At 63.0% G+C, this 21,133-nt stretch carries 17 protein-coding genes and 1 tRNA gene; 9 read left to right on the top strand and 9 right to left on the bottom strand.

Annotated features, from left to right (window positions below):
• Together ABNW52_RS03990 and ABNW52_RS03985 are read left to right on the top strand one after the other, a co-directional pair.
• Positions 1 to 2,886: tandem-95 repeat protein (locus ABNW52_RS03990; protein WP_349584333.1), on the top strand; the 2,886-nt coding region annotated here is incomplete at its 5' end.
• Positions 2,887 to 3,045: 159 nt separating this feature from the next.
• On the top strand, positions 3,046 to 4,236 hold the full coding sequence (locus tag ABNW52_RS03985) for a sensor domain-containing phosphodiesterase (protein ID WP_349584330.1): 1,191 nt from the start codon (positions 3,046 to 3,048) through the stop codon (positions 4,234 to 4,236).
• 56 nt (positions 4,237 to 4,292) lie between these two features.
• On the opposite strand, the gene ABNW52_RS03980 is transcribed toward ABNW52_RS03985, so the two are convergent.
• Genes ABNW52_RS03980 through ABNW52_RS03965 form a run of 4 tightly spaced genes read right to left on the bottom strand, consistent with a single transcriptional unit; the run spans position 4,293 to position 6,905 of the window.
• Positions 4,293 to 4,868, bottom strand: coding sequence for a BON domain-containing protein (locus ABNW52_RS03980; RefSeq protein WP_349584328.1), 576 nt, complete (start codon positions 4,866 to 4,868; stop codon positions 4,293 to 4,295).
• A complete protein-coding gene (locus tag ABNW52_RS03975; RefSeq protein ID WP_349584325.1) occupies positions 4,865 to 5,455 on the bottom strand; it encodes a phosphoheptose isomerase in 591 nt (196 codons plus the stop codon). The genes ABNW52_RS03980 and ABNW52_RS03975 overlap by 4 nt, the downstream gene beginning before the upstream one ends.
• Before the next feature lie 38 nt (positions 5,456 to 5,493).
• Entirely contained in the window at positions 5,494 to 5,832 is a 339-nt protein-coding gene (locus ABNW52_RS03970) for a YraN family protein (protein WP_349584323.1), read from the bottom strand.
• Positions 5,829 to 6,905 (bottom strand): penicillin-binding protein activator, encoded by a 1,077-nt coding sequence (locus ABNW52_RS03965; RefSeq protein ID WP_349584321.1) that lies wholly within the window; start codon positions 6,903 to 6,905, stop codon positions 5,829 to 5,831. Before ABNW52_RS03965 ends, ABNW52_RS03970 begins: the two co-directional genes overlap by 4 nt.
• A gap of 60 nt (positions 6,906 to 6,965) precedes the next feature.
• Between ABNW52_RS03965 and rsmI the strand changes: the two genes are divergently transcribed.
• Together rsmI and ABNW52_RS03955 are read left to right on the top strand one after the other, a co-directional pair.
• On the top strand, positions 6,966 to 7,838 hold the full coding sequence (gene rsmI, locus ABNW52_RS03960) for a 16S rRNA (cytidine(1402)-2'-O)-methyltransferase (protein WP_349584318.1): 873 nt from the start codon (positions 6,966 to 6,968) through the stop codon (positions 7,836 to 7,838).
• Positions 7,839 to 7,890: 52 nt separating this feature from the next.
• Positions 7,891 to 7,975 (top strand) — tRNA-Leu (locus tag ABNW52_RS03955).
• 79 nt (positions 7,976 to 8,054) lie between these two features.
• Here the strand turns inward: ABNW52_RS03955 and ABNW52_RS03950 are convergent.
• Complete coding sequence (locus tag ABNW52_RS03950; RefSeq protein WP_349584316.1) at positions 8,055 to 8,720, bottom strand: YiaD family glycine zipper/OmpA-like lipoprotein; 666 nt, start codon at positions 8,718 to 8,720, stop codon at positions 8,055 to 8,057.
• Between the two features lie 262 nt (positions 8,721 to 8,982).
• Here ABNW52_RS03950 and ABNW52_RS03945 point away from each other — a divergent pair, with 262 nt between their 5' ends.
• Together ABNW52_RS03945 and ABNW52_RS03940 are read left to right on the top strand one after the other, a co-directional pair.
• Complete coding sequence (locus ABNW52_RS03945) at positions 8,983 to 9,741, top strand: TatD family hydrolase (protein ID WP_349584313.1); 759 nt, start codon at positions 8,983 to 8,985, stop codon at positions 9,739 to 9,741.
• Between the two features lie 68 nt (positions 9,742 to 9,809).
• Complete coding sequence (locus ABNW52_RS03940) at positions 9,810 to 11,441, top strand: methyl-accepting chemotaxis protein (RefSeq protein ID WP_349584310.1); 1,632 nt, start codon at positions 9,810 to 9,812, stop codon at positions 11,439 to 11,441.
• A gap of 67 nt (positions 11,442 to 11,508) precedes the next feature.
• On the opposite strand, the gene ABNW52_RS03935 is transcribed toward ABNW52_RS03940, so the two are convergent.
• Positions 11,509 to 13,371: a TolC family outer membrane protein gene (locus ABNW52_RS03935; RefSeq protein WP_349584307.1), complete on the bottom strand. Its 1,863-nt coding sequence runs from the start codon at positions 13,369 to 13,371 to the stop codon at positions 11,509 to 11,511.
• Between the two features lie 229 nt (positions 13,372 to 13,600).
• On the opposite strand from ABNW52_RS03935, the gene ABNW52_RS03930 reads away from it, so the two are divergent.
• Together ABNW52_RS03930 and ABNW52_RS03925 are read left to right on the top strand one after the other, a co-directional pair.
• Positions 13,601 to 14,242, top strand: a complete 642-nt coding sequence (locus ABNW52_RS03930; RefSeq protein WP_349584305.1) for a transglutaminase-like cysteine peptidase — start codon at positions 13,601 to 13,603, stop codon at positions 14,240 to 14,242.
• A gap of 11 nt (positions 14,243 to 14,253) precedes the next feature.
• On the top strand, positions 14,254 to 16,167 hold the full coding sequence (locus ABNW52_RS03925; protein ID WP_349584302.1) for a bifunctional diguanylate cyclase/phosphodiesterase: 1,914 nt from the start codon (positions 14,254 to 14,256) through the stop codon (positions 16,165 to 16,167).
• A gap of 175 nt (positions 16,168 to 16,342) precedes the next feature.
• Here the strand turns inward: ABNW52_RS03925 and ABNW52_RS03920 are convergent, their stop codons facing one another.
• The 3 genes from ABNW52_RS03920 to ABNW52_RS03910 all read right to left on the bottom strand — a co-directional run bounded on the left by ABNW52_RS03920 (position 16,343) and on the right by ABNW52_RS03910 (position 18,959).
• The gene (locus tag ABNW52_RS03920; RefSeq protein ID WP_349584300.1) at positions 16,343 to 17,224 is read right to left on the bottom strand and encodes a Tim44 domain-containing protein; all 882 of its coding nucleotides are present in this window, start codon (positions 17,222 to 17,224) and stop codon (positions 16,343 to 16,345) included.
• 78 nt (positions 17,225 to 17,302) lie between these two features.
• On the bottom strand, positions 17,303 to 18,004 hold the full coding sequence (gene tsaA / locus ABNW52_RS03915; protein ID WP_349584298.1) for a tRNA (N6-threonylcarbamoyladenosine(37)-N6)-methyltransferase TrmO: 702 nt from the start codon (positions 18,002 to 18,004) through the stop codon (positions 17,303 to 17,305).
• Positions 18,005 to 18,206: 202 nt separating this feature from the next.
• Positions 18,207 to 18,959 (bottom strand): GNAT family N-acetyltransferase, encoded by a 753-nt coding sequence (locus ABNW52_RS03910; RefSeq protein ID WP_349584296.1) that lies wholly within the window; start codon positions 18,957 to 18,959, stop codon positions 18,207 to 18,209.
• A gap of 197 nt (positions 18,960 to 19,156) precedes the next feature.
• Between ABNW52_RS03910 and mnmG the strand changes: the two genes are divergently transcribed.
• Entirely contained in the window at positions 19,157 to 21,049 is a 1,893-nt protein-coding gene (gene mnmG / locus ABNW52_RS03905; RefSeq protein WP_349584293.1) for a tRNA uridine-5-carboxymethylaminomethyl(34) synthesis enzyme MnmG, read from the top strand.
• Positions 21,050 to 21,133 lie beyond the last annotated feature (84 nt).

Raw genomic sequence — 21,133 nt, 5'->3', positions numbered from 1 at the left:
GCGTCTGGCGAACTGCACATCGACGCCAACGGCGACTACACCTTCACCCCGGCGGCCAACTGGAACGGTGAAGTGCCGACCATCAGCTACACCACCAACACCGGTAGCAGCAGCACCCTCAATATCACCGTCACCCCGGTAGACGACGCTAGCGTACTGGTCACCGACAGCAACACCGTTGCCGAAGACAAAGCCGCCACTGGCAACGTACTGGCCAACGACAGCGACATCGACAGCGACCTGAGTGTGGTCAGCATCAGCATCGACGGTGTCAGCACCGGTGTGGACCGCAACGATGGCGCCACCGTCAAGCTGGCGTCTGGCGAACTGCACATCGACGCCAACGGCGACTACACCTTCACCCCGGCGGCCAACTGGAACGGTGAAGTGCCGACCATCAGCTACACCACCAACACCGGTAGCAGCAGCACCCTCAATATCACGGTGACTCCGGTAACCGATGGCTTCACTGATGTTGACGAAGTGGTTAGTGTGGTAGAAGACCACACCCTGCAGGGCAGCGTTCTGACCGACACCAGCAGCGTGGATGGCCAGGTAAGTGTTAGTAGCTTCCAGATCGGTGGCAGCAGCTATAGCGCGGGAGAAACCGCCAACATTAGCAATGTAGGCAGTCTGAAGTTGAATGGTGATGGTAGCTATGTGTTCACCCCTGCGGCCAACTACAACGGCAGTGTGCCCACTGTGACCTATACCGTGAGCGATGGCGTGAGCACCGACACTTCCACGCTGAAGATCAGTGTGACTCCGGTAATAGATGGCTTCACTGATGCCGACGAAGTGGTAAGTGTGACGGAAGACACCACGCTGCAAGCCAATGTGCTGGTAGGCACCAGCAGCGTGGATGGCCAGGTACGCATCAGCAGCTTCCAGATCGGTAGCGGTAGTTACAGCGCAGGTGACACCGCTAGTATTAGCGGCGTAGGCACTCTGAAACTGAGCAGTGACGGCAGTTACACCTTCACCCCGGCGGCCAACTACAACGGCAGCGTGCCGACCGTGACCTACACCGTGAGCGATGGCGTGAGCACTGATACCTCCACGCTGAAAATTACTGTGACTCCGGTGATCGACAGTTTCAGTGACGCCAACGAGGTGGTGAGCGTGGCGGAAGACACCACGTTGCAGGGCAGTGTGCTGACCGGCACCAGTAGTGTTGAAGGCACGGTGGCGGTAAGTAGTTTCTCCATTGGTAACAGCAGCTACAGCGCAGGCCAGACTGCCACGATCGTCAATATCGGTACGCTGAAGATCAATGCTGATGGCAGGTACGTGTTTACCCCAGTAGCCGACTACAACGGCAGCGTGCCCACGGTGACCTACACCGTGAGCGACGGTGCGAGCACCGATACCTCCACGCTGAGCATCAACGTAACTCCGGTAATCGATAGCTTTAGCGACGCCAACGAGGTTGAGACAGTGCCTGAAGATGGAGTGCTGACCGGCTCGGTGCTAACTGGTACTAGCAGTGTCGAAGGCGCGGTAACGGTAAGTAGCTTCTCCATCGGTAGCAGTAGCTACACTGCAGGCCAGACTGCCACGATTGTTAATATCGGTACGCTGAAGATCAATGCAGACGGTAGCTATGTATTCACGCCGGTGAAGGATTTCAACGGTCCGGTGCCGACTGTTAACTACACCGTAACTGACGGCAAAACTACCGATGCATCCACGCTGACTATCTCGGTGACAGCAGTTGAGGACCCGCAGATTAGCTACACCGGGGGTACCACTTGGCAAATGAACTACACAGACAACACCAACCAGTTTGATATGAAGGTGAAATCTGCGTCAGGCGGGATTGCCACAATGGAGCCGGGTAGCTCCTTGTACTGGGATATCCGGGTGCTGGACAGCGATATGAATGCATCGTTGTCTCTGGTGAACAAGAGTCTGCCAACTGGTGTCTCGTTGTCTTATGAGCAGCTGTATGCCGAAAGCGGTACCGTGATACTGCGTGTCTATCTGACAGTGACCAGCAACAGCACTGTTATCTTGGAGAACAATGAACAGTTCACCATCAATGTAACGGGAGCTGCTAGTGGTAGTGCGACCCTGATCAACTCGGACGAGTATGTCGACACACACAATAACAATAGCTGGAACTATGCTACCCAGTTCGACAGCAACACCATTACTTCTGAAAATGACAGGGGTTGGCTGAGTAGCGACACCAACGGTGGCGAGCTGGCTACGTCGACATCTACCGAAGCCGGTGTAACAGTCGATTATCTGTCTGGTGATGATATTGCCTACGGCACTACTGGTAATGACACCCTGAAGGGTGGCAACGGCAATGACTTCATTGATGGCCGTGCAGGTAACGACACGCTATATGGTGGTGATGGTAACGATGTTCTGATGGGTGGCCATGGCAATGACAAGCTGTATGGCGAGGCTGGTGACGACAAACTGTATGGTGGTACTGGCAGTGATTCGCTGTATGGCGGAACCGGCAACGATACTCTCAACGGCGGGGATGATGCTGATCTGCTGGTGGGGGGGGCTGGTAATGATACTCTGACTGGTGGTGGCGGTATCGACACCTTCAAGTGGGAGCTGGGTGATCTGGGTACGTCTGGCAAGCCCAGCGACACTATCACCGACTTTAAGGCCGGTGCCGGTGGCGATGTGCTGGATCTGAAGGATCTGCTGCAGGGTGAAAACAGCAGTAACCTGAGCAACTACCTGCATTTCACTGCTGATGGTAGCAATACTGTGGTGCAGATCAGCAGTAGCGGTCATATCGGCAATGGTTACGATCAGACCATCACCCTTCAGAATGTGCAGTTGAGTACGCTAGGCTCCGGTGATGCCGAAATCATCAACAAGCTGCTAACCAACGGCAATCTGAAGACGGATCTGTAAGCAACGCATACTGTCAGTGCGCCAAGGGCCGGGGGATACCCCGGCCTTTTTGTTGTGTACTGGCAAGAAACCGGTGGCAAACGTTGGGCTTGCGGCCAACCTCACATACACTGGAACGACTATTGCTAATTTGATCCCATCAGATGATGGAGGAACGTTGTGGATAAGCGACCGGTAAGGGATTCCTTGCTGCTGGATTCTCATTTTCAGCCCATTTACAGCCTGGCCCACCGCCGCACCGTGGGGTTGGAGGCCCTGCTGCGCGCTTCGGAGCAAGGGCGGGCGCTGTCGCCGCCGGAGGTATACGAGCGCTATATCCGCCGTGACGAACGCGTGGCCATGGACCTGGCGGTGTGCGCCGCGCATTGCCAGCGCTTTGCCACCATGCCGCATAGCCACCGCTGGCTGTTCCTGAACGTGGACGCCATGACCATGTCCGACCCCAAGCAGGCGGCGGAGCTGGGCAATATCATCCGCGCGGCCGGCATTGCCCCGCAAAGCGTGGTGCTGGAGGTGCTGGAGCAGGCCATCGAGCTGGATGCGCGCTTGCTGGAAGGCGTCGCCATGCTGCGCGAGCAGGGCTGTCTGCTGGCGATAGACGATTTTGGCGTCGGACATTCCAATCTTGATCGCGTGTGCAGCCTGGAGCCGGATTTCGTCAAGTTCGACCGCAATCTGCTGCGCAGTGCCGTCAACCAGCAGCGCACCCGTAACCTGTTGTCGCGGTTGGTGCGACTGATGCACGAAATTGGTGCGTTGGTGGTGGTAGAAGGGGTGGAAAGCGAGTCTGATGTGGTGGTGGCGCTGGATTCAGGCTGCGATCTGGTGCAGGGTTTTTATGTGGCACGCCCGGCGGCGCTGCCGGATGCCGATACGCTGATTACCCCACGGCTGGATGCCAAGTGGGACGAGCTGATGAACCGCGAGCTGCTGCGGCGCAAGCTCAACCGGCGTCAGCTGGAGCTGTCACGCCAGGCCTTCGTGCAGACGGCGATAGCGCTGATGCAGGGCAGCGAGTTCCGTTTTGCCGCCCAGCCGATGCTGGCGCTGCCGGATGTGATCCGCTGCTTCCTGCTGGACCATGAAGGGCGGCAGAAGGGCCGCAACCTCAATGCGCGCCAGCTCAGCGAGGAGGACAACCTGCGCTTTGCGCCGCTGGAGGACACCACCGGTGCGGTCTGGTCGCGGCGGACCTATTTCCAGCACGCCATCGATCAACCCGGCGTGCTGTACATGAGCGAGCCGTACCTGTCGATGACCGATACCCGCACCTGTGTCACGCTGTCGATGGCGATTGAAATCGACGAGGAAATGCACGTGCTGTGTACCGACGTGCTGCTGCCGCGCTAGGGTCAGCGTTGCCAACAAAAAACCGGGCCTAGGCCCGGTTTTCTTATGCAGCATGCTTACTGCCCGATTGGCTCGAACAGGGTAACCACCTGCTGCACACCAGAGGTAGTGGCGGCCACCTGCGCGGCGGCCTCACCCTCGGCGCTGGTTAGCAGGCCCAGCAGGTAGACCACGCCGCGTTCGCTGACCACCTTGACGGCATTGGGCGGGTAGCCGTTGCCTTCCAGCAGGCGGGTGCGCACCTTGGTGGTCAGCCAGATGTCGCCATTGCGCTGCGGCAGGCTGGAGCTGGGGGCCACCACCAGGTGATTGTAAATGCGGCGCACATTGGGCATGCCGCGCAGTTGCAGCTCGACGGCGCTGCGCTGGGCGTCATCGGCCACTTCGCCGGTCAGCAGCACGGCGCGGTTGTAGCTGGTCACCGTCACATGCGCGGCGGCAAAGCGCTCGCGCATCACTTGCCCCGCCTTCAGCTCGATGCTCTGGTCTTCCACGTAGGCGCCACTGGTGCGGCGGTCAGTGGCCACCATGGCGCCAGCCGCTACACCGCCGGCCACCAGCGGAAAGCAGGCGGAAAGGTTGGCCGCAGCCAGCGTGGCCAGCAACAGGGCCGTTACGCGTTGTTTCATCATTCACCTCCCAACAGCATGTAATCGATGGCGTCACACAGCGCATGCAGCAGCAGCAGGTGCACTTCCTGCACGCGGGCGGCGCGGGTGACGGGAACATTCAGGTGCAGGTCTTCCGGCGCCAGAATCTCGGCCACCTGGCCGCCGTCGTTGCCGGTGAGGGCAATCACGTTCATGCCGCGCTCGTGGGCGGCATAAATGGCTTCGATGATATTGGCGGAATTGCCGGTACAGCTGATCACCAGCAGCAAGTCGTTGTGATGCCCCAGCGCCCGCACCTGCTTGGAGAAGATCAGGTCAAACTCGTAATCGTTCCCCACCGCGGTCAGCGACGGGCCGTCGGACGACAGCACGATGGCGGCCAGACCCGGGCGTTCCTTCTCGAAATGCCCCAGCATCATGGTGGCGAAATGGTGGGCATCGGCCGCCGAGCCACCGTTGCCGCAGACCAGGATCTTGCCCTCGTTCATCAGGCTGGCCACCAGCCGCTCGGCGGCTACCGCCACGGCGGGAGACAGCTCATCCATCACCATCTGCAGGGTGGCGATGCTTTCCCGGAAATGCCCACCGGCGCGATCAATCAGGTCCATGCTTGTTCCTTGCGTCTTGCCAGGCTAACCCGCTGGGGCTAGCCGATGATGTTTTTCAGCCACTGCGCCGCGCTGTCGCCATCGAACAGCACGGCATCAAAGCGGCAGGGGGTGTTGAGACGCTGTTGGCTCAGGTACAGGTTGGCCGCAGCGGTCAGCTTCTGGCACTTGGCCGCGCTGATGCTGGCGGCGGCACCGCCAAAGCGCGGGTCGCGACGGGCGCGCACCTCGACAAATACCAGGCTGGCGCCATCGCGCATGATCAGATCGATCTCGCCAAAGCGGCAGTGCCAGTTGCTGCAGACCAGCTGCAGGCCCTGCTGTTGCAGAAAGCGGGCCGCCTGCTGCTCAAACGCGCTGCCGCGCTCCCGGCTCATTGGCTGGCGCCAAGCACGCTGCTGGGCAGCTCACGCTGTACTTGCCAGCTCTTGCCGATGCGCAGGTCGCCGGTGGCGCCGCCCAGCTTGATCTGTGCCGGATTTTTGCTGCCGGCCAGCGCCACGGCCAGGCGGTAGGCATCCACCCCCAGTGCATACAGGCGCTCGGTGGCGCGGGTGAGCTTGCCGCTGGGACGGGGGATGCCACGGGTTTCCGGGTGATCCGGCATCAGGAACCACGGCATGTCGACGAAGCGCACGCCCTGCAGCACGGCGGGAGGCTGCTGGGTGTTGATCAGGGAGCTGGCATACACCGGCATGGCCGGTGGCAGCAAGGCACGGGTCGCCGCGGCCTCCTTGCTGTCCAGCGCCAGAATCACCGCATCGCTGCTCGCCAGTGCGGCGCCCAGCTTGTCGGCGTCCAGCGTGCTGACATCCAGCTCATTGAGCTGTTTGCCCGCGCGTGGCGTCCAGGACTCGACAAACGCCTGCCGCAGCCGGTGTGACAGCGCCTCGCCGTTGAACAGCAGCAGCGGTTGCTGGCGGCCGTCGTCCTGCAGCAGACGCAGCACCTGCGGCGCTTCAGCCTCCACCGCCAGGGTCAGGCTCCACACCTTGCTGCCGGCCGGCGGTGCTTTGTCCAGCGTGTTCAGCACCAGGGTGGGCAGCTTGCTGGCCTGTGCCAGGTTGGCCGCACCCTGTCGGGTTAGCGGGCCGACGATGAAGCTGGCGCCCTCTGCGGCCAACTGCTGATAGCCGTCGAGCACCTTGCTTTCGTCCGCCAGGCTGGCCACGCTGATTTGCACCGCGCTGTCCGGGTTGGCCGCGGCAGCGGCATCGAAGCCATCCTTCACCACTTGCGCCGCTTCTTTTAAGGGCGGCGACTCCAGTGGCAACAGCAGCCCGAGGTGAATGGCCTTGCCAGCAGGGCGGGCGGTGGCGACGGGCAGGACGGCAGGCGCGGCGACAGCAGCACTGATCGCAGGCTTACTGCCGGGGACCGGCTGCAGTTGCTGCTGATTTTGCTGCAGGATGTAGCCGGGGGATTGGGCAATCGCTACACTGGCCGCCAATAAAACGGCAGTGCCGGAAACCCATGGAGCCAATACGTGCAGACAGCGCTTGATCACTTGATGAATTCTGCTCGGGAAACGTTTATCGACGGGGCATTATATGTGGTGGCCACGCCCATTGGAAATCTGGCGGATGTGACCGTGCGCGCGCTGGCCGGGTTCCACGCTGCCGATATCGTGCTGGCCGAAGATACCCGGGTGACCGGCAGCCTGCTGTCGGCCTACGGCATCCATAAAAAGCTGGTAAGCCTGCGCGAGCACAACGAACGTGAAATGGCGGCCAAGGTAGTGAGCTGGCTGGGCGAAGGCAAGATCGTGCTGCAAGTGTCGGACGCCGGCACGCCCGGTATTTCCGACCCTGGCGCGCGGCTGGCGGATGCGGTGTGGGCGGCCGGGCTGCGCGTGGTGCCCATCGTCGGCGCCTCGGCGGTGATTGGCGCCTTGTCCGCCGCCGGTCTGGAAACCGGGCATTTTCACTTTCACGGCTTTTTGCCGCCCAAGAGCGGCGCGCGCTGCAAGACGCTGCAGCAATGGCAGCAGGCCGACTACGCGGTGGTGTGCTACGAAGCGCCGCACCGTATTCTGGAATGTGTCGAAGACATCGTCGCCACGCTGGGCGCGGAGCGACCGCTGGTGCTGGCACGCGAGCTGACCAAGACCTTTGAAACCTTTCTGCGCCTGCCGGCCGGCGAGTTGGCCGCACGCATCCGTGCCGACAGCAATCAACAGCGTGGTGAATGTGTCTTGATCATTGATGCCGCCGCCCGGGTCGAGACGGCCGATGACGACCTGCCGGCGCCGGCGCGCCAGCTGCTGGCCGAACTGGCCGCCGTGCTGCCAACCAAACAGGCCGCCGCCATCGTGGCTGGCCACTACGACCTCAACAAGAAGCAGCTGTACGATGCGGCGCTGCAGCTTAAGGCGGCGGAATAAGGTTTACAGTGCCAATCTTCGCCGACTATAATCCGTCCCCTAATGATTTTTCGCCCGGGTGGCGAAATTGGTAGACGCAGGGGACTCAAAATCCCCCGCCGCAAGGCGTGCCGGTTCGAGTCCGGCCCCGGGCACCACGTGAAAAATCGTTGGACGTACAGAAACCCGCACAGCACAAGGCTTTGCGGGTTTTTTGTTGCGCCGGCGGATTGGGGCTTACTTGGCCGCTTCGGCGACGAAGATTTCCACCCGGCGGTTGGCCGCACGGCCAGTCGGGGTGTTGTTGTCGGCAACCGGTTCGCGCGCGCCACGGCCTTCGATGGTGATGCGGTTCATGGCCACGCCGCGCTGTACCAGGTAGTCACGCGTTGCCTTGGCGCGGTTGAGCGACAGCGGGTTGTTGATGGCATCGCTGCCGGTATTGTCGGTATGGCCGATGATGCGCACGGTGGTTACCGGGTTCTGCTGTAGGCTGCTGGCAAAACTGTCCAGCACCGGGCGCAGATTGGCTTTGATGTCATAGCGGCCGCTGTCGAAGGATACATCGCTGGGGATGTTCAGCTTCAGCTGGTTATCGCTGGTCTGACTCACGCTGACGCCGGTGCCTTTCGATGCCTGCTCCATGGCTTCCTTCTGTTTCTGCATGTGCTGCGACCACAGGTAGCCGCCACCCGCGCCGATTGCGGCGCCCAGCACGGCACCGGTGGCCGCGCTGCGGCCGGTGTTGCCGCCGGCGGTGGCCGCCCCCAGTATCGCGCCGATGCCGGCGCCGATGGCCGCACCAGTGCCGGTGGTGCGCTGGGTGTCGTTCATATTGGCACAACCGGACAGGCTGCCGAGCGTGACGGCGAGCAGCAGCACGCTGGAAATGACTTGTTTCATGATGACCTCGACTCCTTAAAATAACTTGGTGCGACTTGTGGCGCCGCGTTGATGGCCGCTACAGCGGCCAGGCAAGTGCCGGCACCGCTGTTGTTGCATGCCGTGCCTGTCGCCACTCTCCTTCAGCGTAGTTGTTTATGGCAAAGTTGCGCCCCCGGCGCAGCGCGCAACCGCGCGTGTCAGCGCTGGCGGATAGGGCTGGTATTCCCCGCCGTCTGCCGCTACTTTCCAGTGATCCAATACCTGTCTTAATCGAGCCATCATGTTCATCGATACCCATCTCCACCTGGATGCAGAGGAGTTTGCCCCGGGCCGCGCGGCGCTGTGGCGTGCGGCGCAGGCGGCAGGCGTGCAGCAGGCAATTGTGCCGGCGGTGGCTGCGGCCAACTTCGAGGCGGTGCGGGCCATGCGGCAGCAGTTTGGCGTGGCGGTCGCCTACGGTTTGCATCCGATGTACCTGGCGCAGCATCAGGACGCGCATCTGGAGCTGCTGGCCGACTATCTGGCACGCGAGCGGCCGGTGGCGGTGGGCGAGTGCGGGCTGGATCTGTTTGTGCCCGGGCTGGACCCCTTGCGCCAGCAACAGCTGTTGCTGGCGCAGCTCAAGCTGGCGCGACGTTTCGATCTGCCGGTGATCCTGCATGTGCGACGCGCGGTGGACCAGGTGTTGAAGTGTCTGCGGCAGGTGCGGGTGCGCGGTGGGGTGGCGCATGCCTTCAACGGTAGCGAACAGCAGGCGCAGGCGTTTATCGAGCTGGGTTTTTGCCTCGGTTTTGGCGGCGCGATGACGTATCAGGGCTCGCAGCGCATCCGCCGGCTGGCGGCCAACTTGCCGCTGTCGGCCATCGTGCTGGAAACCGATGGCCCGGACATTCCGCCGGAGTGGGCGCAGGGGCAGCCCAACCGGCCGGATAACCTGCCGCGTATTGCCGCCGTGCTGGCCGGGTTACGCGAGATGCCGCTGACAGAGTTGGCCGCGGCGACATCGGCCAACGCGCAGCGTACCTTCATCGGTTTGTAACATTCGGCGCGCAAAATTGCGGCATGCTGGCCACCGGGCTGGCCTGAATCGCAAGAACGGGAGCCGATATGTTCAAGAATATGCAATTCTCCACCCGCATCATTGCCGGTTTCGCCGTGCTGTTGCTGGGGCTGCTGCTGGTGGCCGGCAGCGGGATCAGCGCGCTGCGGCTGGCCGGCGGCAGCTTGCAGGTATTGGTGGAAGGCCGTTTGCAGTTCAGCAACGAGATCCAGTCGCTGCGTGCGGAAATGGGCAATCTGCGTCGTTATGAAAAAGATGCCTTCATCAATCTGGGCGATGCCGCCAAGCGCAGCGATTACATCAGCAAGTGGAATGGCAGCCTGGGCAAGGCGCGCGAGCATCTGCAGGTGGCGGACAAGCTGGCCGATGGCGACAGTCGCACGCATATGCAGGCCTTGCAGCAGGCGCTGGGTAGTTATGAGCAGGGCTTCAACACGGTGACGGCGCAGATTGCGGCTGGTGCACTTCTTACGACGCAGGATGCCAACCAGGCAATGGAGCCGTTCAAGCCGGCCATCCATAGCATGGAGGGCAGCACCAAAGAGCTGGTGGCGCAGGCGATGGCTGGCGCGCAGGCGGAAGAGCAGGCGGTAACGGCCAGTATTGCGCAGTCCAACCGCGTGCTGCTGGGTGTGGCAGTGCTGGTGTTGTTGCTGGGCTGCCTGTTTGCCGCGCAGATTGTGCTGTCGGTGCGTCGCCCGCTGCGGGCCATTACCGGCACGGTGGAGGCGCTGGCGAGCAGCCGCAACCTGACCTTGCAGCTGCCGGATTATGGCCGCAACGAGATCGGGCGGGTGGCGCAGGCGTTGAATGTGCTGGTGGTGTCGGTGCGCGAGTTGATTGCCGAGTCGCACCAGCATTCCGGGCGCCTGGTTGGCGCGGCCGAGCAGCTGTCGGCGGTGTCCGCCGATATTTCCGGCGCGGCGGCCAACCAGTCGCAGGCTGCGGCGGCCAGCGCGGCGGCCATCGAGCAGCTGACGGTCAGCGTTACGGTGATGGCCGACAACGCCGAGGGCGTGGAGCAGCAGGCGCACGCGGCCGCCGGCGCCGCCGAACAGGGCGCGGCGCTGGCCGGAACGGCAGCCGGGCAGATCCAGCGCATTGCCGACAGCATCAGCCATACCGGCGGAGCGATCGACAGCCTGAACCTGCGCTCCAGTGAAATCGGCAATATCGTCGGGGTGATTCGCGATATCGCCGACCAGACCAACTTGCTGGCGTTGAATGCCGCGATCGAAGCGGCACGCGCCGGCGAAACCGGCCGCGGTTTTGCCGTGGTGGCGGATGAAGTGCGCAAACTGGCAGAACGTACCAGTCAGGCGACGGCCGAGATTGCCCAGCGCATTCAGGGTGTGCAGGACGATACCCGCAGCGCACATGTCGCCATGCAACAGGCTGGCGAACTGGTGGCGGCCGGGGTGGCAGATACCGACCGTGTGGCGCAGGCCCTGCAGCAGATCATGACCACGTCGCTGGATTCGGTGCACAAGGTGGCGGAGATGGTGGCCGCGGTGCGCGAACAGGGCGTGGCCAGCCAGGACATTGCGCGCAGCATGGAGCAGATTGCGCAGATGAACGATAGAACCAGCCTGGCGGTGCAGCAGGCGGCAACGTTGGCCGCAGATCTGCAGCAGCAGGCGGGCGAGCTGGATGGCAGCATCACCCGCTTCACGGTGTGAATGCTGCATTGTCACCGCAAAAAAAATGGCCGGTCAGTGACCGGCCATTTTGCTATTGCCCTGGCGCTTAGTTAGTCGGCGCTACCGGCTTTTTCGCTTTCTTCAGCGGTTTTTTCACTGGCAGCGGTGCCGCTGGGGCCGAGTTGTCCTGAATCACCACGACAACGCGGCGGTGGGTCGGGTCGGTCGGTGCCAGGTTCGGCAGCAGGCGGGTGCTGCCGTAGCCCTGATTGTCCAGACGGCTGGCCGGAATGCCTTTGCCTTGCAGGTAGTCACGCACGGCCTGGGCACGACGCTTGGACAGGTCCAGGTTGTGGTTGAAGTTGCCGGTGGTATCGGTGTGGCCTTCCACGCGGAAACGCTTGTTGGCCAGTTCCGGCATGTTCAGGGTGGTGACCAGCTGGTCAAGCGCCGGGATGCTTTCCGGACGCAGCTTGGCGGAATCCAGGTCGAACTGCACTTGCACGCGCACGGTGACATCGCGCTCGATCGGCTGCGGCGTGGTCTTGGCCACGATAGGCGCGGTGCTGGCGCCGACTTTGTTTTTGTCGAACGCTATCGGTGCGGTGTAGTCGGTGGAGCAGCTCGGGTAGGTCAGGTCGTCGGCGCGGGCCAGCGAGCTGTCCTGCGGCTGGATTTGCAGCGCTTCCAGCAGGCGGCCGGATTCACCCAGCACGCGGTAGGTTGCCAGCTGCTGGTTCAGTTCGCCGTTGATCTGTTCGCGGCGGGCATCGAACAGTTCGTTCTCGCTGTCCAGCAAGTCCAGCAGGGTACGCTGGCCGATGTCGAACTGGCTGCGATAGGCATCGCGCGCTTTCTCGGTAGACAGCGCGTGTTGACGCAGGGCATCCAGCTGGCTGCTGATCTTCATCACATCGTTGTGGGCGATGCTGACTTGCTGGCGCATGTCGCGGCAGGCCTTGATGCCCATCGCCTCGGCTTCGCCTTTGCGCTCGGTCGCGGCCAGCAGGCGGGCACGGTCGGCACCACCGCGGAACAGGTTCATGCTGACCACCAGCTCAACCGCGGTATCGCGGTAGTTGTTGTCGGTCGCCTGATAGTTATCGGTGTTGGTGTGCGTGGCGCGCAGGTCCAGCTTCGGCGAGAAGGCGCCTTTGCGGACGTTGATGTCGTGTTCGGAAGCACGGTAGAACGAACGCGCAGCCAGCAGGGTCGGGTTGCTCTTGTCGGCCAGCGGCATCAGATCGGCGTTGCTGGGCACCAGGTTCAGATCCAGTGCCGGCAGGGTCAGCTCGGCCGGCGGTTCTTCACCCATGATGCGGGCGTAGCGGGCCTTCACATCATGCAGGTTGGACATCTCGTTGATCAGGTTGGATTCGGCCAGGCTCAGGCGGCCGTTGATCTGCTCCAGATCCACGCGGCGGCCAACCCCCTGCGATACTCGTTGCAGGATTTGTTCGTAAATGCCTTTGTGAACGGCATAATTCTGCTCGGCGATCTCGACCAGCTTGCTATAACGCACTACGTCGATGAACGCGCGCACCGATTCCAGGCTCTGCGTCTCGGCCGCAGCCAGGTATTCGAAGTAGCGGGCACGGGCGGTGTAGTCCAGCTGCTTGAGCTGGTTTACCGTCTGGAAGCCGGTGAACAGGTTCTGGTTCAGGGTGGCGGCATAGCCGTGACGGGTGAACTTGCTGTCGGTGGCGGTGGTGCTGTTGATCGGATCGCGCAGGTGTTCGCGGCCAACGGTGTAGCTCAGGTCGACAGTGGGGAAGAACTCGGCCCGCACGATGCCTTTTTCTTCGGCACTGGCGCGGAAGTTGTACCACTTCATCCCGACTTCCGGGTTATCTTTCACGGTTTGAATGACGGCGTCTTTGAGTGCGAGGCCGTGCGACAACGTGGGGATGGCCATGGCAAACAATGCCATAAGCGTGTAGCCATTCAGATATTTACGACGAAAGTTCATGATAGCCTCACCTATGCCTAGAAATTGTAAACCGGATGGTTCGAAGTATTTTAAATAATAGCTATAGTATAGGAATTTTCGGAACTGCATATTGCAGTGTCAAGTAAAAAGATAAAACGCTGTGGTTGCAGGACAGTGTTTTGCTCTGTGGGCCGTGACCTGTATGGTTGGTATAGAAGCTTTCGCGAAGTTTGCGCGGCCTTTCATGCAAGGCAGATGGCGACTATGGTTGCTGGCATCTGTCTGTAGTGCGCTGCTGTTGCTTGCCGGCCTGGTGGTGGCCAGTGTGACGGCTGATCGGGCGCAGCAGTTGTACGGGCCGCAAGTGTTGCGTATTTACCGCGACTGGCAGCAGCTGGTGCTGCGCCTGGGCAAGGAAAGCAGCGACGAGGTGAAGGTGCGCGAGGTGAACCAGTTCTTCAATCAGCGCCTGCACTACATGGAAGACATCGAGCTGTGGAAGCAGGTGGACTACTGGGCCACGCCGCTGGAGTCGATGAGCAAGGGCTCCGGTGACTGCGAAGACTATGCCTTTGCCAAGTACTTCACCCTGCGGGAGCTGGGGGTGGCGCCGCAGAAGCTGCGCATGATTTACGTTAAGGCGCGTATCGGCGGCCCGGGCAGCACCATTACCCAGGCGCACATGGTGCTGGCCTACTACCCGGCACCGACGGTAGAGCCGATGGTGTTGGACAGCCTGATCAGCAGCATCATGCCGGCATCGCAACGTAGCGATCTGCAACCGGTATTCAGTTTCAATGGCGATGGCATCTGGGTGGGTGGGGGCAGTGCGCCCAATGCCAGTGTCGACCGGCTTACCCGCTGGCGGCAGTTGATAGACAAAATGAAAGCCGAAGGCTTTATCAATTGAGAGCGGCTAGGATGAAACGCGTTTCCCTGATTCAACAGCTGTGGTTTCTGGTGGTGGCCGCCGTGGTGCTAGCCGCTGCCGGCAGCCTGGCGGCCAACCTTTACAACGCCCGCAACTACCTGGAGCAGCAACTGGCTGCGCAGAGTGCGGATGCGGCCAACTCACTGGCGCTGCTGATCACGCAGAATCATGCCGACAAGGCGATGGGGGAAACGCTGGTCAATGCCGCCTTCGACCAGGGGCACTTTCGCAGCATCACCTGGCTGGATGCCGCCGGCAAGCCCACGGTGCAGCGCATAAATGCCGCACAATTCGGTGGCGCACCGCAGTGGTTCCGCCAGATATTCCCGCTGAGCAGCACGCCGGCACGGGCGATGGTGAGTAGCGGCTGGATGCAGGCCGGGGTGGTCGAGGTGGAAAGCGAAGCCGGCTACGCCTATGCCTCGCTGTGGCAGGGTGCGCTTACCGTGTCGTTCTGGGTCGCCATCGCCGGCATCGTGGTGGGACTGATCGGCTCGCTTGGCGTCGGCACCATCCGCCGCCAGCTGCTGGCGGTGGTGGATCAGGCCAAGGCCATTACCCAGCGCCGCTTTGTCACCATCCCCGAGCCGGATGGCCCGGAGATGGGGCGGCTGGCCCAGGCCATGAACGCCATGGTCACCCGCGTGAAGGCGATGTTCGAAGAAGAAGCCAGCCGGCTGGAGGAAATGCGCCAGCAAATCAACTTCGACAAGGTGACGGCGCTGGCCAATCGCGATTATTTCATGGGCCGCCTCGGCGCCACGCTGGGTGAGCAGGATGTGGCGCAGGAGGTGCTGGTGCTGATGCGCATCGGCGCGCTGGCCGAGCTTAACGCCCACCTGGGGCGGCCGCTGACCGATGAAATGCTGGCCCAGTTCGGCCGTAGCCTGCGCAATAGCCAGCGGTTTGGCGATGACAGCCTGGCGGCGCGGCTGAATGGTGCCGATTTCGCCTTGCTGGCACAGCAAAGTCATTTCGATGCCGACAAGGTGGCGGCGCTGCACGACGAGTTGGCCGCCCTGCTGAGCAGTTTTGCCGGCGAAGCGGTGGTGCTGGCCATGGCCGCCACCGACTTGCGGCCGGGCGATTCCATCCGCGATGTGATGTCGCGGCTGGATGCCGCGCTGGCGCTGGCCGAGGTTAACGGCGGCACGCGGGTGGAAATCGCCGGTAGCAATGTCAACAAGCCGCTGGCGCTGACCGCCGAGCGCTGGGGGGGGCTGCTGGATCAGGCGCTGGCGAGCAGCGAATTCAAGCTGGTGCGCTTTGCGGTGCGTAATGCCCATGGCGGCTTGCTGCATGAAGAGGCGCCCCTGCGTTTGAAGCAGGGCGACGACTGGCTGCCGGCCGGACAGTTCCTGCCGATGGCGATCCGTACCCGCCGCGTGGCGGCGCTGGATCTGGCCGCGGTGGGGCTGGCGCTGACGCAGCTGGCGGCCGATCCGGCCTGCCCGGGGCTGGGGGTGAACCTGGCGGCAGAGTCGCTGGACGACGACAGCTTTGTGGCGCAACTGGCGGCGCTGGTACGCAACCAGCGCCAGGCCGCCGCCCGCTTGTGGCTGGAAATGGCCGAGGCCGGGGTGGTGCCGCGTTTCGAGCGCTTCCGCGCCTTGTGTCTGGCGCTGGAAGAACTGCCGTGCAAGATCGGCGTCGAGCACTTTGGCCGCCAGTTCAGCCTGATTGGCCAGTTGCACGACCTGGGCATCGACTACCTGAAAGTGGACGGCAGCTTCGTGCAGCAGATTGAGCAGCACAATGGCAACCAGACCTTCCTCAAAGGGGTGTGCAATATCGCGCACAACATCGGCCTGGGCGTAGTGGCCGAAGGCGTGAAGACCGAGCAGGAGGCCAGCATGCTGTTCGCACTGGGCTTCGACGGCGTCACCGGGCCGGGGGTGAAGTAGGCGCCGCCTGTAGTGACAAAAGGGCTGCCAGCGGGCAGCCCTTTTTGTTGCCGGCGGTAGGTCGGCCATGATGCGGCCAACCTTGTGCTCGTCTGCTCGTTAACCGTAGTGGCCATCGCGCATGGGGCAAATAAAAAGGCGCCCGCAGGCGCCTTGGTGATCATGCTTGTGGCGATCAACCTTGCTGGATGCCGGCCACCAGCCACTTGCCGTTGCTGCTGTCGTCCTTCAGGTAGTGCCAGGTTTCGCCGAACGGTACCGCCGAGGCACCGACACTCTCGCTTACCAGGCCGTGGAAACGCACGCTGCAGATCATGCGGCCGTTTTCCATGGTGCCTTCCACCACCTGGCAGTCCAGTTGGGGGAAGTCTGCCGGCTCGGTGTTGGCGGTAATGTCTTCCTTCAGTGCCTGGAACAGCTCCGGCGTCAGGTACTTGCGCACTTCTTCCAGACTGTCGGCCGAGTTCAGGTTCTGTAGATGCAGGAAGGTGGCCTTGGCCTGGCGCAGAAAGTGCGGCACTTCGGTGCCGTCCGGCAGGCGTTGTAGGCTGGCCGGCGGCGGGGTCAGGCCGCTGCCGCCAAATTGCGGATTGCCAGAGCCGATCGGTGGGATGCCATTGGCGCCGGCCGGCTGGAACTGCATCGGCTGGGTGTTGAGTGGCTGCGGCGCGCGCGACATCTGCTGGTTGGCCGCACGGCGACGGAAGAACGACAGCAGCGCCAGACCGGCCAGCGAGCCGCCAATCACGTACAGCCACGGGAAGCCGCCGCTTTCGCCAGTAGTGGTCTTGCCGTCATTCATGGCCGAGCCCAGCAGGTAGCCGGCGGCAGCACCGGCAGCACCGGCGGCGACCATGCCGCCAACACCGGAGCCCTTGCGCTGCGGCGCCGGGGCGGTCTGCAGCGGCGCCTTGGGCGGAATGGCCTGCTGCTGGAACGACTGCGTCGGCGTACTGCGCTGCATGCCGGCGCTGCGACCCTTGCCCAGGCGGGCGGCATCGGCAAACGGGCTGGCCAGCACGGTAATGAGGGAGAGGGCCAATACGGTCGTCTTCACTCGGGAATTCATTCTATGTGTCTCCAATGTGTGCGGATTGCAAAGGCAATCCGCCGCTCTGACAACGTCGAGCCAGGCTTAGTTCGGGGCGGGGGTGACAATTTCAAGCACGGTGACAACGTTGGCCGCAATACTGAAGCGTACGTCGCAGTGCGCCAGACGGATGCCGTACACCCGGGCCGGGTCGTCTTGGTAGGCCGGGCGCGGGTCCTGCGCCAGCACTTCGTCGATCAGCGCCGGCAGCCAGGACGGGGTGTCCGGCCAGGCGGCCAGATCGGCGCGGGCACGCTCCTGCCACTGCACCGCCAGCTGCGGCGGCGGGCCATCGACAAAGCCGCCGCGTGCGTCTGGCTTGGCTTCCACAAACGGGATGTAGGGCTTGATGTCCAGCACCGGCGTGCCATCCAGCAAGTCGGCGCCGGCCAGCTGCAGCGTGACGCCGTCCGTGGTGTCGATGGCCTTGAGCTCGACCAGCGACAGCCCCAGCGCGTTGGGGCGGTGGGTGGCGCGGCTGGCGAACACACCGACCTTGGCATTGCCGCCCAGCCGCGGCGGTCGCACCAGAGGCTGCCAGCCGCGGGTGGCGGTTTCATGGAATACGAAGCTGAGCCAGACGTGCGAGAACGCCTCCAGTCCGCGCACGCAGTCCGGCTGGTTGTAGGGCGGTAGCAGTTGCAGCGTTACCGGGGCGGACGGCGCCAGCGCCGGCTGGCGCGGAATACCGAATTTTTCCTGGTACGGCGAGTGGATCACGCCGATGGTGTCGAGTTCGAAGCGCATGGCGCGATTGTAGCCGATGCGCGGCGGCGCCAAGACAAGGTTGGCCGCAGCGTCTGCGGCCAACCTTGGCCTGTCATCGGCGCGTGTGCACGCTTAGCGAGCCGGCGCGACAGCAGGCGACAGCTGGGGCGCGGAGTTGGCAAATAGTCACTGCGCCTTCAACCGTCGGCCTCGACCGCGTCGCCGATGATCGTGCATCGGCTCAGGCGGCGAAGTGCTTCTGGTGGCGCAAATCCAGCCGGCTCATCGGCAGCAGCATGAAGAAGTCGGCGCAGTTGAAGTCCGGATCCCACGCTGGCTCGCCGCATACCCAGGCGCCGGCGCGTAAATAGCCCTTGATCAGCGGTGGCAGCGGTGCCGGGGCGGCATCGTCGATCACCTGGTCCAGTGGCAGCGCCAGGTGCGGCGTCACGCGCCATTCCGCTGGCGCCAGGTGTTTGCCTGCCAGCTGGCGGTACAGACTCACCGCCTGATGGCCGCCATCGGCCAGACTGACGCTGGCGCAGCCGGCCAGGTACTGCCCGCCCTGCTGGCGCACGTAGTCGGCGAGGCCGGCCCACAGCATGGCGATCACCGCGCCGCGGCGGTAGTCCTTGTGCACGCAGGAGCGGCCAACCTCGATGATGTGATTGCGGATGCCGGCCAGGCGGGCGAGATCGAATTCATGCTCGGAATACAGGCTGGGCACGGCATGTGCGCGCGACGGCGGCAACATGCGATAGGTGCCGACCACCTTGCCGCTGGCGTTGTCCTCCACGATCAGGTGGTCGCAGTGGGCGTCGTAGTCGTCGCGGTCGATGCCGTCGGCGGCGCTGGCCAGCTGCGCGCCCATTTCGCCGGCAAAGATCTGGTAGCGCAGCTTCTGCGCGCGGCGGATGTCCTTGTCGCTGCGGGCGAGGCGGACGCTGAGTTTGCCGGCGGCGGCCGGTAGCTGCTGTTCGCTGAGATATTGCATGCGGCTTTCCCGTAATGAATCGCCAGACCATGCTAGAGCGCGCGGTTGACAGTGCCGTGTCGTTGTCATGACTGCGCCATGACATGGCGGTTAAGCCGCGGTGACAAACAGGATGATGAAAATCAACGACTTACAATGGCACTGTTTTGGCGTACAATATCCGGTTCCGTTTTTCCGGTCTTTGCCTTACACACCTTATGATCTACCCGACGACCTTTGACGTGATTGTGGTGGGCGGCGGTCACGCCGGCACCGAAGCCGCGCTGGCAGCCGCGCGCATGGGCTGCAGCACCCTGCTGTTGACGCACAACATCGAAACCCTGGGCCAGATGTCGTGCAATCCGTCCATCGGCGGTATCGGCAAGGGTCATCTGGTGAAAGAGGTGGATGCGCTCGGTGGCGCCATGGCGCTGGCCACCGACATCAGCGGTATCCAGTTCCGTACCCTCAACGCCTCCAAAGGCCCGGCGGTGCGCGCCACCCGCGCCCAGGCCGACCGCATCCTGTACAAGGCGGCGATCCGCGAGATGCTGGAAAACCAGCCCAATCTCACGCTGTTCCAGCAGCCGGTGGACGACCTGCTGATCGAAGGCGAGCGCGTGGCCGGTGCCATCACCGCCATCGGCATCACCTTCCGCGGCAAGACCGTGGTACTGACTGCCGGCACCTTCCTGTCCGGCAAGATCCACGTCGGCATGGAAAACTACACCGGCGGCCGCGCCGGCGATGAAGCCGCTTCCACGCTGGGCGCGCGCCTGCGCGAACTGAACCTGCCGGTGGGCCGCCTCAAGACCGGCACCCCGCCACGCATCGATGGCCGCAGCATCGATTTTTCGGTGCTGGAAGTGCAACCGGGCGATACCCCGGCGCCGGTGTTCTCCTACCGCGGCAGCCGCGCCATGCACCCGCAGCAGCTGCCGTGCTGGATTGCGCACACCAACTTGCAGACCCACGACATCATCCGCAGCGGCTTCGACCGCAGCCCGATGTTCACCGGGGTGATCGAAGGCGTCGGCCCGCGCTACTGCCCGTCGATCGAGGACAAGATCAATCGCTTCGCCGACAAGGACAGCCACCAGGTGTTCCTGGAGCCGGAAGGCCTGACCACCAACGAGTACTACCCCAACGGTATTTCCACCAGCCTGCCGTTCGACGTGCAGCTGGCGGCGGTGCGCTCGATCCGCGGCCTGGAAAACGCGCACATCCTGCGTCCGGGCTATGCCATCGAGTATGACTATTTCGACCCGCGCGGGCTGAAATCGACGCTGGAAACCAAGGCCATTCAGGGCCTGTTCTTCGCCGGCCAGATCAACGGCACCACCGGCTACGAAGAAGCAGCGGCGCAGGGTCTGCTGGCCGGTCTCAATGCCGGCCTGTATGCCCGCGAGCAGGCCGGCTGGTGCCCGCGCCGCGACGAGGCCTACCTCGGCGTGCTGGTGGACGACCTGTCCACCATGGGCGTGTCCGAGCCGTATCGCATGTTCACCAGCCGCGCCGAGTTCCGCCTGCAACTGCGCGAAGACAATGCCGACCTGCGCCTGACCGAGGTTGGCCGCAAGCTGGGCCTGGTCGGCGATGCGCAGTGGGATGCCTTCTGCCGCAAGCGCGACGCGGTGGAAGCGGAGAAGCAGCGCCTGGGCAGCATCTGGGTGCATCCGGGCAAGATCCAGCCGGGCGAGGACGAGCGCATCGTTGGCCAGAAGCTGACGCGCGAATATTCGCTGGCCGATCTGCTGCGCCGTCCCAACGTGTCCTACCGTGAGCTGATGACGCTGTCGCTGGCGGGGGAGGGGGTGACTGACGAGGTGGTGGCCGAACAGGTGGAGATCCAGATCAAGTACCAGGGCTACATCGACCGCCAGAACGAGGAAGTGTCGCGCCGCGAGCAGCTGGACGATGTGAAGCTGCCGGCCGACATCGACTACGGCCTGGTGAAGGGGCTGTCCAAGGAAGTGTCGCAGAAGCTGAACCAGCATCGCCCGGAAACGCTGGGCCAGGCGTCGCGCATCCAGGGCATCACCCCGGCGGCGGTGGCGCTGCTGCTGGTGCACCTCAAGCGCGGTTTTGCCGATGCCCGCAGCGCCAGCTGAGCCGCAAAAAATGCTGCAGTGCGCTCCGGAGTGCCGACTTCGGGGCGCATTTGTTTTTGATACCCGTTACAATCGGGCGATCCA

It is taken from the genome of Vogesella oryzagri, assembly GCF_040148885.1.
GTDB lineage: Bacteria > Pseudomonadota > Gammaproteobacteria > Burkholderiales > Chromobacteriaceae > Vogesella > Vogesella oryzagri.
The sequence above is the reverse complement of the archived record's forward strand: the minus strand, read 5'-3'. Positions and strand labels throughout refer to the sequence as shown.

Excerpts from the sequence above, each read along its gene's own strand:
- mnmG (WP_349584293.1), top strand. The coding sequence starts at position 19,157 with ATGATCTACCCGACGACCTTTGACGTGATTGTGGTGGGCGGCGGTCAC.
- ABNW52_RS03975 (WP_349584325.1), bottom strand. The coding sequence starts at position 5,455 with ATGGACCTGATTGATCGCGCCGGTGGGCATTTCCGGGAAAGCATCGCC.
- ABNW52_RS03945 (WP_349584313.1), top strand. The coding sequence starts at position 8,983 with ATGTTCATCGATACCCATCTCCACCTGGATGCAGAGGAGTTTGCCCCG.
- ABNW52_RS03925 (WP_349584302.1), top strand. The coding sequence starts at position 14,254 with ATGAAACGCGTTTCCCTGATTCAACAGCTGTGGTTTCTGGTGGTGGCC.
- ABNW52_RS03970 (WP_349584323.1), bottom strand. The coding sequence starts at position 5,832 with ATGAGCCGGGAGCGCGGCAGCGCGTTTGAGCAGCAGGCGGCCCGCTTT.
- ABNW52_RS03940 (WP_349584310.1), top strand. The coding sequence starts at position 9,810 with ATGTTCAAGAATATGCAATTCTCCACCCGCATCATTGCCGGTTTCGCC.
- ABNW52_RS03980 (WP_349584328.1), bottom strand. The coding sequence starts at position 4,868 with ATGATGAAACAACGCGTAACGGCCCTGTTGCTGGCCACGCTGGCTGCG.
- ABNW52_RS03910 (WP_349584296.1), bottom strand. The coding sequence starts at position 18,959 with ATGCAATATCTCAGCGAACAGCAGCTACCGGCCGCCGCCGGCAAACTC.
- tsaA (WP_349584298.1), bottom strand. The coding sequence starts at position 18,004 with ATGCGCTTCGAACTCGACACCATCGGCGTGATCCACTCGCCGTACCAG.
- ABNW52_RS03950 (WP_349584316.1), bottom strand. The coding sequence starts at position 8,720 with ATGAAACAAGTCATTTCCAGCGTGCTGCTGCTCGCCGTCACGCTCGGC.
- ABNW52_RS03935 (WP_349584307.1), bottom strand. The coding sequence starts at position 13,371 with ATGAACTTTCGTCGTAAATATCTGAATGGCTACACGCTTATGGCATTG.
- rsmI (WP_349584318.1), top strand. The coding sequence starts at position 6,966 with ATGAATTCTGCTCGGGAAACGTTTATCGACGGGGCATTATATGTGGTG.